This window comes from Actinomycetota bacterium (assembly GCA_036280995.1).
Taxonomy (GTDB): domain Bacteria; phylum Actinomycetota; class CALGFH01; order CALGFH01; family CALGFH01; genus CALGFH01.
On sequence record DASUPQ010000634.1, the window covers coordinates 1 to 12,285 of the forward strand.

General features: G+C 72.3%; 12 protein-coding genes and 1 pseudogene. 9 read left to right on the top strand and 4 right to left on the bottom strand.

The annotated features are described in order from the left end of the window. From VF468_21570 to VF468_21595, 6 genes are all read left to right on the top strand, one after another. On the top strand, positions 1–642 hold a 642-nt coding region (locus tag VF468_21570; protein HEX5880880.1), incomplete at its 5' end, for a cytochrome d ubiquinol oxidase subunit II. A gap of 158 nt (positions 643–800) precedes the next feature. Further along, on the top strand, positions 801–1,646 hold the full coding sequence (locus tag VF468_21575) for an ABC transporter transmembrane domain-containing protein (protein HEX5880881.1): 846 nt from the start codon (positions 801–803) through the stop codon (positions 1,644–1,646). Next, the gene (locus VF468_21580) at positions 1,586–2,317 is read left to right on the top strand and encodes an ABC transporter ATP-binding protein (GenBank protein ID HEX5880882.1); all 732 of its coding nucleotides are present in this window, start codon (positions 1,586–1,588) and stop codon (positions 2,315–2,317) included. The genes VF468_21575 and VF468_21580 overlap by 61 nt, the downstream gene beginning before the upstream one ends. Next, complete coding sequence (locus VF468_21585; protein ID HEX5880883.1) at positions 2,314–4,050, top strand: ABC transporter ATP-binding protein; 1,737 nt, start codon at positions 2,314–2,316, stop codon at positions 4,048–4,050. The genes VF468_21580 and VF468_21585 overlap by 4 nt, the downstream gene beginning before the upstream one ends. Positions 4,051–4,088: 38 nt before the next feature. After that, positions 4,089–4,988: an SMP-30/gluconolactonase/LRE family protein gene (locus VF468_21590; protein ID HEX5880884.1), complete on the top strand. Its 900-nt coding sequence runs from the start codon at positions 4,089–4,091 to the stop codon at positions 4,986–4,988. A gap of 82 nt (positions 4,989–5,070) precedes the next feature. Continuing rightward, positions 5,071–5,271, top strand: coding sequence for a DUF3592 domain-containing protein (locus tag VF468_21595; GenBank protein HEX5880885.1), 201 nt, complete (start codon positions 5,071–5,073; stop codon positions 5,269–5,271). Between the two features lie 40 nt (positions 5,272–5,311). Here the strand turns inward: VF468_21595 and VF468_21600 are convergent, their stop codons facing one another. Then, the gene (locus VF468_21600; GenBank protein ID HEX5880886.1) at positions 5,312–5,971 is read right to left on the bottom strand and encodes a class I SAM-dependent methyltransferase; all 660 of its coding nucleotides are present in this window, start codon (positions 5,969–5,971) and stop codon (positions 5,312–5,314) included. A 66-nt stretch (positions 5,972–6,037) separates the two neighbouring features. Continuing rightward, positions 6,038–6,343 (bottom strand): annotated as a pseudogene (locus tag VF468_21605) (VOC family protein). 12 nt (positions 6,344–6,355) lie between these two features. On the opposite strand from VF468_21605, the gene VF468_21610 reads away from it, so the two are divergent. Next, entirely contained in the window at positions 6,356–9,514 is a 3,159-nt protein-coding gene (locus VF468_21610; protein ID HEX5880887.1) for a BTAD domain-containing putative transcriptional regulator, read from the top strand. On the opposite strand, the gene VF468_21615 is transcribed toward VF468_21610, so the two are convergent. Next, a complete protein-coding gene (locus VF468_21615; protein ID HEX5880888.1) occupies positions 9,499–9,999 on the bottom strand; it encodes a GNAT family N-acetyltransferase in 501 nt (166 codons plus the stop codon). The genes VF468_21610 and VF468_21615 overlap by 16 nt on opposite strands. Positions 10,000–10,273: 274 nt before the next feature. Here VF468_21615 and VF468_21620 point away from each other — a divergent pair, with 274 nt between their 5' ends. Together VF468_21620 and VF468_21625 are read left to right on the top strand one after the other, a co-directional pair. Continuing rightward, positions 10,274–10,723: a hypothetical protein gene (locus tag VF468_21620; protein HEX5880889.1), complete on the top strand. Its 450-nt coding sequence runs from the start codon at positions 10,274–10,276 to the stop codon at positions 10,721–10,723. A gap of 104 nt (positions 10,724–10,827) precedes the next feature. Next, entirely contained in the window at positions 10,828–11,448 is a 621-nt protein-coding gene (locus VF468_21625; GenBank protein ID HEX5880890.1) for a hypothetical protein, read from the top strand. A gap of 109 nt (positions 11,449–11,557) precedes the next feature. On the opposite strand, the gene VF468_21630 is transcribed toward VF468_21625, so the two are convergent. Further along, the coding region (locus tag VF468_21630; protein HEX5880891.1) for a maleylpyruvate isomerase N-terminal domain-containing protein at positions 11,558–12,285 on the bottom strand (728 nt) is incomplete at its 5' end.

A 12,285-nucleotide genomic window follows, 5' to 3' on the forward strand; every position in this document is an offset into this window, starting at 1 on the left:
CCGGCCGGCGGCCAGGCCGGCGACCCGGTCGACAGCTGGATCAACCCGACCTCCGTCCTCGGGGGCGTCCTGGCCGTGGCGGTGGTGGCCTACCTGTCCGCCGTCTACCTCATCTGGGACGCCCGACGCGCGGACGACACCGAGATGGCCGCCTACTTCCGCCGCAGGGCCATGGCCGCCGCCGTCGCCGCGGGGGTCATCGCGGCCGCCGGCGTCCTCGTGCTCCGCGCCGACGCGCGCTACCTCTTCGACGGCCTCACCTCCCGGGCGCTGCCGCTCGTGATCCTCAGCGCCGTCTGCGGAGCCGGCGCCCTCGTGCTGCTGGTCCGCGACGCCGCCCGCGGCGCTCGGCTGCTGGCCGTCGTCGCGGTGGCCAGCATCGTCTGCTCCTGGGGCGTTGCCCAGTGGCCGTACCTGCTGCCGGAGAGCCTGACGGTCTCCGCGGCCGCGTCACCTTCGGGAACCCTGACGGCGGTGCTGGTCGCGGTCGGGCTGGCGGCGGTCATCGTGCTGCCGGGCTTCGTCCTGCTCTACGTCCTCGACCAGCGAGGTCTCCTGCCGGAGGAAGGCGTCGAGGATGCCGGCGATCGGCCCCTGAACCGCTCGCCGGTCGACCAGGTTCGCCGTCCCATGGATCGCTGACCACTGGCCAGGAGGATGTTCTGGAGGTCGACCTGAGCAAGATCCCGTAGACGTCACTGCGGGCTCGCCGCCGCCGACTTATGTTGAACATGGCTGTACGAGTTATGGTACCCTGTAACTCGAACACTGATGTTCGAATTTGCTCGTCGGGAGCAACGATGGCTCAGCCGCCCACCACCTGGCCGCCCCCGTACCCCCAGCGCTGGAGGATCGGACTGCTGCTGCTGCGCGGGCGGCGCGGCCGCCTCGCCCTCCTGGGGTTGCTGCTGGCGGTCAGCTCGGCGCTGCCGCTGGCCGGCCCGCAGCTGCTGCGCGCCTTCATCGACCAGGCGGTGGCGGGGCGACCGATCGCGGCGCTGGCGCTCATCGCCGGCACCTACGTCGCGGTGGCCCTCTCCGGCCAGGCGCTTGCCGTCGCCGCCGCCTACGGCGCCACGCAGCTCGCCTGGACGGTCACCAACGACCTGCGCGGGCTCCTGTTGCGCCACACCCTGGAGCTCGACCTGTCCTTCCACGGCACCCATCCGCCGGGAGAGCTGATCGAGCGGACCGACGGCGACGTCACCGCGTTGTCCACGTTCGTGTCGTCCTTTGTCATGCGGATCGTCGGCAGCGCACTCACCCTCACCGGAGTGCTGGTGGTGGTGTTGCTGGAGGACTGGCGGGTCGGCCTCGCCCTGGCCGCCTTCGCCGCGGTCGCGGCGGTCACGATCGCCCGGCTGCGCAACTCCGCGGTCCCCCAGGCCACCGAGCGGCGAGCGGCCGTGGCCAGGCTGTTCGGCGAGATCGAGGAGCGGCTCGCCGGCGCCGAGGACCTGCGCGCCACGAGCTCCAGAACGTCCAGACCGCGGTCGCCGGCTTCGTCCGGGTCGGCCAGCTGCTGGCCGAGCGTCCGACGGTCACCGACGCCGGTGGGCGCACGCTGCCCGCCGGCGCGCTGCCAGTGGAGCTGGACGGGGTCGGCTTCGCCTACCGCGACGGCGTGCCGGTGCTGGAGGGGGTGACGCTCCACCTGCCCGCCGGCCGGGTGCTCGGCGTGGTCGGCCGCAGCGGCAGCGGCAAGACCACCCTGACCCGCCTGCTGCTGCGCCTGGCCGACCCCACCGAGGGGGTGGTCCGCGTCGGCGGGACCGACCTGCGCGAGGTGCAGCTGGGGGCGCTGCGGGCGCAGGTCGGCCTCGTCACCCAGGACGTGCAGTTGTTCAACGCCAGCGTGCGCGACAACCTCACGCTGTTCGGGGCGGTGGACGCCGACGACGCACGCCTGATCGAGGTCCTGGACAGCCTGGGACTCGGCGGCTGGCGCCGTGCGCTGCCAGACGCCTTGGACACGCCGCTTGGCCCCGGCGGTGCCGGGCTGTCGGCGGGTGAGGCGCAGCTGCTGGCCTTCGCGCGCGTGTTCCTGCGTGATCCCGGGCTGGTGATCCTGGACGAGGCCGCCTCGCGGGTCGACCCGACGACCGAGGCGCGGATCGAGCGGGCGCTCGACACGCTGCTGGCGGGACGGACCGCCATCATCATCGCCCACCGGCTGGCGACGGTCGGCCGCGCCGATGAGATCCTGGTGCTGGAGCAGGGCAGGATCGCCGAGCACGGCGCGCGGCCGGCGCTTGCCGCCGACCCCCGATCCCGCTTCGCCCGCCTGCTGGCCTCCCACCAGGCGGTGGCGGCATGAAGGCGCACAGGGCAGGCCACCTGCCGACCTGGCGGCTTGCCGCACGGGTGGCGCGCTACCGGCTCGGCCTGTACGCCACCACCGTCGCCCTGCTGGCCGCCGCCAATGCGCTGCTGCTGGGGATCGGCCTGATCCTGCGATGGGTCTTCGACGCCCTCAGCGGCGCCGCGCCGGCGGGTCTGGGCGTCTACGCGCTCATCGGCGTCCTGGTGGCGGCGGAGGTGGCGCGGATGGCGGCCGTATGGGGCGGGGTGGTCTGGACCGCCTGCTGGGAGCAGATGAGCGGCCTGCTCCGCCTCAACCTGCTGCACGCCCAGATGCAGAGCGGCGGCCCGGAGGCCGGCACGACGCTGACCTCCTCCGGACAGGCGGTCAGCCACCTCGGCGACGACACCGACGACTTCCTGCGACTCCTCGACATCGGGACCTGGGTGGCGGGAAGGGCGCTGTTCGCCGCCGGGGCCGCGGCCCTCATGCTGCGCATCGATCCCGTCGTCACCGTCGCGGTGGCGCTCCCGCTGGTCGCCGTGATCGTCGCCGCGCAGGTGGTGGGCGGGCGGATCCGGGCCTACCGGCGTGCCACCCGGGCCACCACCACGGCGGTCAGCGCCTTCCTCGGAGAGGTCTTCGCTGCCGCGCTGGCCATCAAGGCCGCCAACGCCGCACAGGCGGTGCTGCGCCGCGGCGCCGCGCTGAACCAGCACCGCCGCCGCGCCGCCCTCCGTGACGAGCTCTTCTCTCAGCTCCTCAACGCCTTCAACACCACCACCGTGGACCTCAGCGTCGGGCTGGTGCTGCTGCTGGCCTCCTCGGCCATGCACCGCGGCGACTTCACCGTCGGCGACCTCGTCCTGTTCACCACCTACGCCAGCACCCTGGCGGAGCTGCCGTACTACGGTGGCCAGCTGCTGGTCCGCTACCGTCAGGCCGGCGTCGCGGTCGAACGCCTGACCCCGCTGCTGCCGGCCGGCGACCCGGCGGCGCTGGTAGCCAGCCGGCCGTTGTATGTGTCCGGCCGGCAGCCACCCGCCGCCGCGGCCACCAGCACCGCCCGCCGCCACGACCCGCTCCAGGTGTTGAAGATCCGCGGCCTCAGCGCCACCCACCCGACCACCGGCCGCGGCATCAGCGACATCGACCTGACCCTGGAGCGGGGCTCGTTCACCGTCATCGGCGGCCCGGTCGGCGCCGGCAAGACCACCCTGCTGCGAGCCCTGCTCGGCCTCATGCCCGCCGAGGGCGGCACGGTGACCTGGAACGGTCACCCGGTCACCGACCTCGCCGCCTTCATGGTCCCGCCGCGCGCCGCCTACCTGCCCCAGGTGCCACGGCTGTTCAGCGAGTCGCTGGCCGACAACGTGCTGCTCGGCAGCGACCCTGACGCCGTGGACCTGGACGGGGCGCTGCGCACCGCCGTGCTCGAGACCGACCTGCGCGGCATGCCCGACGGCCTGGCCACACGCCTCGGGGCACGAGGGGTGCGCCTGTCCGGCGGGCAGGCGCAGCGGGTCGCGACCGCCCGCGCGGTGGCCCGCCGCCCCGACCTCCTGGTCCTTGACGACGTCTCCAGCGCGCTGGACCTCGATACCGAGCGGGCCCTGTGGGACCGCCTGCTGCGCGACACCCAGGCCACGCTCCTGGTGGTGTCCAACCGCCCCGCCACCCTCGCCCGCGCCCACCGGGTCATCACCCTCGACCACGGCCATGTGGCCCAGCAGCGAGAATGCGCATGACAACTCCTGGCCCTCGACACGACCGAGGCGGTGCCAACATGAACGTCAGGCTGATCTCCGGCGAAGCGGCAGAGCTCGGCGAGGGCCCGCGCCTCGACCCCCGCACCGGCGAGGTCCTGTGGGTCGACATCATGGCCGGCCGCCTGTACCGCTGTCGCTGGGACGCCGGTCGACTGCACACGATCGCCGTGATCGAGGTCGGCCGGCACCTGGGCGCCGTCGCGCCCGTGGATGCGCCCGGAGGCGGCTGGGTCGCTGCCGCCGGCCAGGGGTTCGCCCATGTGGCCGAGGACGGGACGGTCACGGTCCTGGCCGAACCCGAGGCGGGCCAGGCCGGCCGTACGCGGATGAACGACGGCGCCTGCGATCCCCAGGGCCGCTTCTGGGCGGGCAGCATGGCCTATGACACCAGCCCAGGTGCGGGCACCTTGTACCGGATGGACCACGATGGGACGGTGACCTCGGTCCTCACGGGCGTGACGATCTCCAACGGTCTTGGCTGGAGCCCGGACGGCACGACCATGTACTACGCCGACACCGGGGACGGGACGCTGGACGCGTTCGACTTCGACGGCGTCAGCGGCGACCTGGAACGACGGCGAACCCTGGTGCGCTGCGAAGGCCCCGGGTTCCCCGATGGGCTCTGGGTCGACGACGAGGGCTGCCTGTGGGTGGCGATGTGGGGCGGCGGGGAAGTGCGACGGTACGCGCCCGACGGCGGCCTGATCCACGCCTGGCCGCTGCCGGTCTCCCAGCCGACCGCGTGCTGCTTTGTGGGCCAGGACCGCGGCACGCTGATCATCACCTCGGCCCGCTTCGAACTGTCAGCCGGGGCCCTGGCCCGCGAGCCGGCCGCCGGACGGGTCATGGCCATCGACGCGGGCGTGACCGGCCCGGCGGCCACTCCGTACCGTCCACGCCCCGGTGTGCTGCCCTAGCCGAGGTCGTCCATCAGCGGGTGGGAGGCTCCAAACCCTGGCCCGCCTCCCAAGTGCCGCCTGCTCGGAGCCGGTAGTGGCGATGACCTGCGATTCCCACTCACACCGGACTGGGCCGGCGGTCCCAACAGTCGAGGAGACGCAACTGTACCCGGTCGTGCGGTTCACCACCGCCCGCGGGCAGGTCGTGCAGTTCCAGGCCGCCCAGAACAGCAACCCACCCAACCACCGGATCGGCGGCTCGATCAGCATCCTCTACGATCCGGCGATCCCCAGCACATGAAGTTCGACACCTGGGGAAATCGGTGGGGTGGGGGCTTCATCTAGATCCGTTTGATGGTCGCCAACCAGGCCGGTGCGCCGTCGTCGTGGTATCTCGTCTGAACCCGGTCCGGTTCGATGGCCGCGACCGTCCATCCCCTGCTGGGGTTGAACGCCGCGCTCAGCTCTTCCTGACTGATGGGGTGCGGGCCAGGATCGGGACCATCGTCACTGAAGCACAACACATACAGGGTTCCATCGTGCTCGGTCACCGACGCCAGACTCGCCACATATCCTGGCCGCTCGTCGCGGTCGAAGGTGTGGAACAGGCCGCAGTCCAGCACCGTCGCGAACCTGCGGCCCAACCGCTCCAGCTGGAACGCGTCAGCGGCAGCGAACTCAACCTCGATCCCACGGTCGTCGGCCTTCGCTCGGGCGATCGCCAGTGCCGTCTCAGCCACGTCGACGCCCAGCACCGACAGTCCCAGCGAGGCGACGTGCAGCGCGTTCTCGCCGGTCCCGCAGCCCGCATCCAGCACCGCTCCAACGAATCCGCCTTCGGCTGCCAATCGCACGATCGCCGGCTGCGGCCGGCCGATATCCCAAGGTGCAGGGCCATCGTGGTACGACGCATCCCAGGGCAGTCCCGTCAGCCGTTCGTGACTGGTCGGGTGCCGACCACCGAACGGATCGTCAGCCAGGGTTCCTGATCGCTCCGACAACTTCGTCCCCTTCCTGCACCTGATCTTGCCACCCCATCGTGGCACGCCAATCCAGGTGGTCCAGCGGGTCGCGCCCAGCGCCACCAGGCGTCGGACCTCGGTCTCAACATCGCCGGTCTCGCATTCCAGGTGCCATCTTCCCGCGGCTTGTTGGTGACGACGCGCCTGGAATGCAGCTGGATCGGACGCGATGATGTGCTGGATGGTCCTGTTGGGTTGGCAGGCCGGCTCGGCAGGTCGGAGGACGTCGACTGGTGGCAGGGGACGGTGCAGTTCCGGATCCTTGGGCCTCTGGAAGTCCGGGATGGCCAGCGCCGGGTGCAACTCGGACGGCCGAAGCAGCGTGCCCTCCTGGCGGTGTTGTTGGTGCACGCCAACCAGGTGGTGGCGCTGGACCGTCTGATCGAGGAGCTGTGGGGCGAGCAGCAACCCGCCCAGGCCAGCGCCTCGCTGCAGGCCTACGTCTCGAACCTGCGCCGGGCGCTGGAACCAGGTCGTCCGCCCCGGACGCCGCCCCGGGTGCTGGTCACCCAGCCCCCTGGCTACCGCCTGCTGGTCGCCCCCGCCGACCTGGACGCCGCCCGCTTCGTGACGATGGCCGAGGAGGGTCACCGGCTGCTGGAGGACGGACGACCCGGGCCGGCCGCCCAGGTGTTGCGGGAGGCGCTTGGGCTGTGGCGGGGTCCGGCCCTCGCGGATGTGGCCGACGAGCCGTTCGCCCGAGCCGAGGGGCAGCGGCTGGAGGAGCTGCGCATCGCCGCCCTGGAGGACCGGTTGGCGGCGGAGCTGGCGCTTGGCGGCCACGCTGCTGCGGCCGCCGAGCTGGGAGAGCTGGTCGGCCGCTACCCGTTCCGGGAGCGGCTGCACGGGCTGCTAATGGTGGCACTGTACCGCTCTGGCCGGCAGGCCGAGGCGCTCCAGGCGTTCCGGTCGGCCCGTGACGTACTGGCCAAGGAACTCGGGATCGACCCGAGCCCGTGGCTGCGCGAGTTGGAGGGCGACATCCTGCGGCAGGCGCCCGCGCTGGACTGGACGCCGCCGGCCGAACGGGCGGACCGGGTCGCGCCGGTGGAGCCGGCCCAGCCGCCGGCGACACCTCCCGCCGTGCCGCCGCCGGCGGCGGGCGACGGCGAGCTGGTGGGACGGGAGGAGCCGCTGGCCCGGCTGGACGCGATCCTGGCTGGTACGGCGGCCGGGCATGGGCGGCTGGTGCTGGTGGCCGGCGAGCCTGGCGTCGGCAAGACCCGGCTGGCCGAGGAGGTGGCCCGCCATGCCGCGACCCTTGGCCTCCGGGCGGTGTGGGGTCGCTGCTTCGAGGGCGAGGGCGCTCCCGCGTTCTGGCCGTGGGTGCAGGTGGTGCGGGCGCTACTCGCCGACGTGCCGCCAGGGGAGCTCGACGCCGTGCTGGGGCGGTCGGGTGGCGAGCTCAGCCAGCTCTTGCCGGAGCTGAAGGAGCGGGTCGTGGGGCTGGAACCCCCCGCCGTCGTGGACCTGGAAGAAGCCCGCTTCCGGCTCTACCAGGCCGTCACCAAGCTGCTGGGGCGGCTGGCGGACGACCGGACGCTGCTGGTGGTCCTGGACGACCTCCATTGGGCCGACGTGGGGTCGCTGCGGCTGCTTGTGGTCCTTGCCGGTCAGCTCAAGCGCATCCGCCTGGTGGTGCTCGGCACCTATCGGGACATCGAGGTCGTAGCCGGCCAGCCATTGGCCGAGGCGCTCGGCGCGCTGGCCCGCGAGCCGGTGGTAGAGCGGATGCCGCTCAGGGGCCTCGGCCGGCCCGGGGTCGCCCGCCTGATCGCCACCGCCACCGGCAGCCGGCCCGTCGAGGGGCTGGTCCGCGCCGTCCACGAGCGCACCGAGGGTAATCCGTTCTTCGTCACCGAGCTGCTGCGCCTGCTGCGGAGCGAGGGCGACCTCCAGGCCGACGATGCGCTGACCGCCGCGCAACATGAGATCCCCGTCGGCGTCCGCGACGTCCTGCGACGCCGGCTGGCTCGCCTCCCCGAGCAGACCAACGCGGTCCTGCTTGTCGCCGCCGTCGTCGGTCGCGAGTTCGACCTCGACCTGGTCGAGACGGTGACCGGCCTCGACGAGGACCGTGCCCTGAACGCGGTCGAAGCGGCCGTGATGGCCGGGCTGGTCGTCGAGGACGAACAGGCGGTGGGGCGCTACCGCTTCGCCCACGCGCTCGTCGGGGAGACCATCTACGAGGAGGTCAGCCGGGCGCGTCGGGTGCGGCTGCACGCACGGGTCGCCCAGGCGCTGCTGGACCTGCATGGGCCCGGCGATCCCGAGCACGCGCTCGAGCTCGCCCATCACTGGTGGGCGGCGTCGTCGGTGACTGGCCCCAGCGCGGCGCTACCCCACGTGGTGGCCGCCGCCGACCACGCCATGGCCCGGCTCGCCTACGAGCAGGCCGAACAGCAGCTCCGCCGGGCGCTGCAGCTGCTGGAATCCATGCCGCCGTCGGGCGAGCGCACCCGGCGGGAGTTCGGCGTGCAGGTGCAACTCGGCAACCTGCTCGGCCAGCTCAGCGATCCGGGGACACCGGAGGCCGCTGCCGCGTTCGGACGAGCCGGGGAGCTGGCCGCCGAGGTGGCCGACGACCCAGCCGCCGTCCCGGCATTCGCCGGCGTCCACGGGGTCTATACCACCCGGGCCGAGCACGACCGCGCGCGGGCGCTGGCCGAGCGGGTGCTGGACGGTGCGCAGCGCTCGAACGACCCGCAGGCGCTGCTGGCCGGTCACGTCCTGCTGGGCCGCACCCTGGTCCTCCAAGGCGAGCTGGTCGCCGCCCGAGACCACCTCGAGGCGGCGATGCGCCTGATCGCGGCGATGCCCGACACCTCGTCGCTGCCCGCCATTCCCCTGGCCCTCACGGCAGACGCGTACCTCGAGATCGTGCTAGCGCTGTTGGGCCTCCACGACCAGGCCACCAGGGTCGCCGAGGCCGCCAGCCGGCGCCTCGAGCGCTCCGGTCACCCCTACCCGAAGGCTGCGTCCATGGTCCTGAGGGCATCGGCGGCCGTTCACCGCCGGGATCTCCCGCTCCTCCGAGAGCGGACCCCGGCCGCCATGGCGCTGGCCGAGCGGTGGGGGTTCCAGATACTGGCCATCCATGCGACCGCACTGCTTGGATGGGCGCAGGCGATGGAGGGCAATCTCGCCGGTGGGGCGAAGCTGCTGCGCCGGGGGCTTGCCCACTGGGACGCGGCCGGGGTGCTGGTGACACGGCCCCTGCTGCTCGGACTGCTGGCGGAGGTCGAGCAGCTGGCGGGCCGGCCACGTGAGGCGCTGCGGCTGCTGGACGACGCGCTGGCCCAGGCCAACCGGAGCGGTGAGCGCTACTTCGAGGCCGAGTTGCACCGGCTCAAGGGCGAGAGCCTGCTCGCGGTCTCGACGCCACGAACCGCTGAGGCCGAGGCCGCCTTTGCCACCGCGATCGCGGTCGCCAGGCGGCAGGGCGCCAAGCTGTTGGAAGATCGCGCGGCCGCCAGCCTGGACCGCCTCCTAGCCTCCCAGCGGCCTCAAAGCTCCAGGTAGAGCCGGGCGGCTTCCATCCCAGCGGACTGCCCATCAGCATCGGTGATAGCCGCGACGAAGCCGGCTCGCCTTAGCAGGGCTGCCACTGGCCCGTGGTCGCCCTCCAGCCTGCTGACGAGTCGGGCGGCACCCTTGGCCCGCAAGGCGTCGGCCACCTCGGCGACGAGACGGCGGCCCAGACCCTGATGCCGCAGGCCGGCGCGGACCACGATGGCGCACAGCTCCACCGCCCCGGCGTCCGCCGGCCGTGTAGCCGCTGCGGCGACCAGCGCCTCTGGGTCAGGGGCGGCGAGGTCCCACAGCCCGAACAGCACGCTCCCGTTGTTGCGGTCGACCGTTGTCGCCAGGGCACCGCCGTCGGCCAGCAGTCTCTTGGCCGCCTTGCGTTCAGTCGGCGCCCGGAGCCTTCGGAACACGATTCCAGTCACGGGCGTGGCGGAGTGGAGGTCATTGTCTCCTCCAGCGTCGGGGTCGGTTTCACGCATCGTGCTGTCTGCGGCTTGGCGTCGACTTGTCGGCTCGACGCCCACACGCCAAGCCGCTGGCCCAGCGGACGCCAAGTCCCTCCTTGCACGCTGCCTCTGGCAGGTCAGCCGATGTGCGAGAGCAGAGAGGAGCAGGACCATGACCCGGCGAACCCACCAAATGGCATTCGCGTCGCTTGCCCTGGTCGCGGCGATTGCGCTCACCGCCTGCCAAGGGGGATCCGACACGGATCCACAGCCAAACCCGGCGCAGCCGACACCGGCCAACCGCCCGGTGGCGACCACCTCCAAGCCCGCGACAGCCCAGCCCGCCACCCGTCCGGCACCAAGCCCCGACAGCGCGACGCGGGACAGCGACTTCGGGTTCATCCGCAGCTGGACCGCCAAGAGCGGCACCTTCTACCTGCGCTTCGACCGGGCCGTCCTGCTGACCGGCAAGGCCGCCGACGACGCCTCGGCCGCCCACGGCGGCGAGTCCCCGGTCCCCAACGACTACTACATCCAGAACGACAACCCACGCCTGCGCGAGGTCGTTATCGCCGATCAGGCCAGGGTCATCGGCAGCCAGCAGCTCACCGGCAGCCCCGGCCCCAACCCCAGCAGTCTCAAGGCCCTGCTCACCTTCGTCCACAACGGCGGCTCCCAGGTCGCCGCCACCCCGTTCCACCTCAAGTACAACGACAACGGCTTCGTCACCCGGGTCCAGGAGCAGTACCTGCCCTGAGCACCCGGGGTCCGCAACCGGTGTGCGGCCTCCTCGGCCGCGCACCGCCGCAAGGGAGGCCCCATGTACGACAACACGACCCGCTTCGGCGTTCTCGCCCTCCCGTGTACGGGCTGCTGGTGTTCCTCAGCACCCTGTCGCACCAGCCCGATTACCGCACCGACTTCTCCGCCTACGCCGAGTACGTCACGACCACGGGCTTCCTGGTGAGCCATCTTGTCGGCAGCATCCTCGGCACCACCATCGGCCTGTTCGGGGTGCTGGCGCTGGGGGCCGTCCTGGCTGGCACGGGCGTGCGCCGCCTCGTGCTGCGGGGCCTGGTCCTGAGCGTCGCGGGGATGGCGTTCATCATGACGCTGTTCGGCGCAGCGACCTTCGCCCAGCCTGCCATCGGCAGGGCCTACCTTGCCGGCCAGCAGGCCGCGGTCGCCATCAACGGCGACCTCTATGGCGCCCCGGCGGTGGTCGTGGGCCTGACCGGCGGGCTGCTGTATTCGGCGGGAGCGGCGCTGTTGGGCGTCGCGCTGTGGCGAGCCGGCACGCTGCCACGTTGGACAGGCCCCCTCTACGCGCTCGCGGTCCCCCTGATCTCCATCGTCGGGCTGGCGGTCGGGGTGGCGCAGCCAATTGGGGCGGTGCTGATCATCGCCAGCGGAGCATGGATCGCCAACACGGTCTGGGCGCGGCCGGCTCGCGCGCAAGCTGGACACCAGCCTCGCAGCTAGCACCCTCGAAAGGCCTGGAGTGCGGGCAACGACCCTGGATGGAAGCAAGCGCGGTACGGGCCGGGACCGCGCCCGGCCCGTTACCGGTAGCAGCTCGTGGGCGTGTGCGTCATCCCACGACCGGGAGGCGGGGATCGGGGTACTCACCGCGTCCAGCGGCGGCCCGGATGAACCCCAGGTCATCGCCCTCCAGATCAGCCGGACGCCCGGGGACGGCCCGCCGGGCGAGAACCTCATCCAGCACCTCGGCCGCCATCGTCGTGGTCTTTGGCATGTGCAGCGGGGGTGCCCCGAGGGCGTCGGTCAGGTCCAGGCCATGCACCCGGGTCTCCACCAGCCGGGTGGCCACGAACTCATCCAGCCGCATCGGCCCAAAGAAACCGGGCCCGATGGTGTCGGGGGGTGTGGTCCTGATCGCCTCCAGGGCTTGCTTGAACGTCTTCCCGACCTGGTCGCGGATGGTGGCCGGGGTGTGGCCCTGGGCGTGGTCGACGATGTACTGGTAGATGACCGGGGAGACCTTGCTGCGGTCCGAGACCGAGATGTAGAAGCTGGCCCGGTCCACCACCGGCTGGGCCGACTGGGGCTCGGCCACCAGCGGCATGGTCAGGCCCATGAAGACGTCGAAGTGGGCGGCCAGCTGCAGGATCGTCCAGGGCGGCTTGCCCGGCTCGGGCGGCCGCAGGTGCGTGGGCCGCTGCCAGTCCTCGGGGGTGAGCCCCGACAGGGTGTCCTGCAGCATCGGGAGGCCCTCGGCGAGGGCGTCCACCATCTCTTCGTAGGAGCGAGCTCTCGTGCCGGTCACCATGCTCCACCTCCTGGAGCCCGCCGCCCGCC

Bases quoted from the DNA above. Each gene is read 5' to 3' on its own strand.
- VF468_21590 (HEX5880884.1), top strand. From the start codon at position 4,089: ATGAACGTCAGGCTGATCTCCGGCGAAGCGGCAGAGCTCGGCGAGGGC.
- VF468_21615 (HEX5880888.1), bottom strand. From the start codon at position 9,999: ATGCGTGAAACCGACCCCGACGCTGGAGGAGACAATGACCTCCACTCC.
- VF468_21575 (HEX5880881.1), top strand. From the start codon at position 801: ATGGCTCAGCCGCCCACCACCTGGCCGCCCCCGTACCCCCAGCGCTGG.
- VF468_21595 (HEX5880885.1), top strand. From the start codon at position 5,071: ATGACCTGCGATTCCCACTCACACCGGACTGGGCCGGCGGTCCCAACA.
- VF468_21585 (HEX5880883.1), top strand. From the start codon at position 2,314: ATGAAGGCGCACAGGGCAGGCCACCTGCCGACCTGGCGGCTTGCCGCA.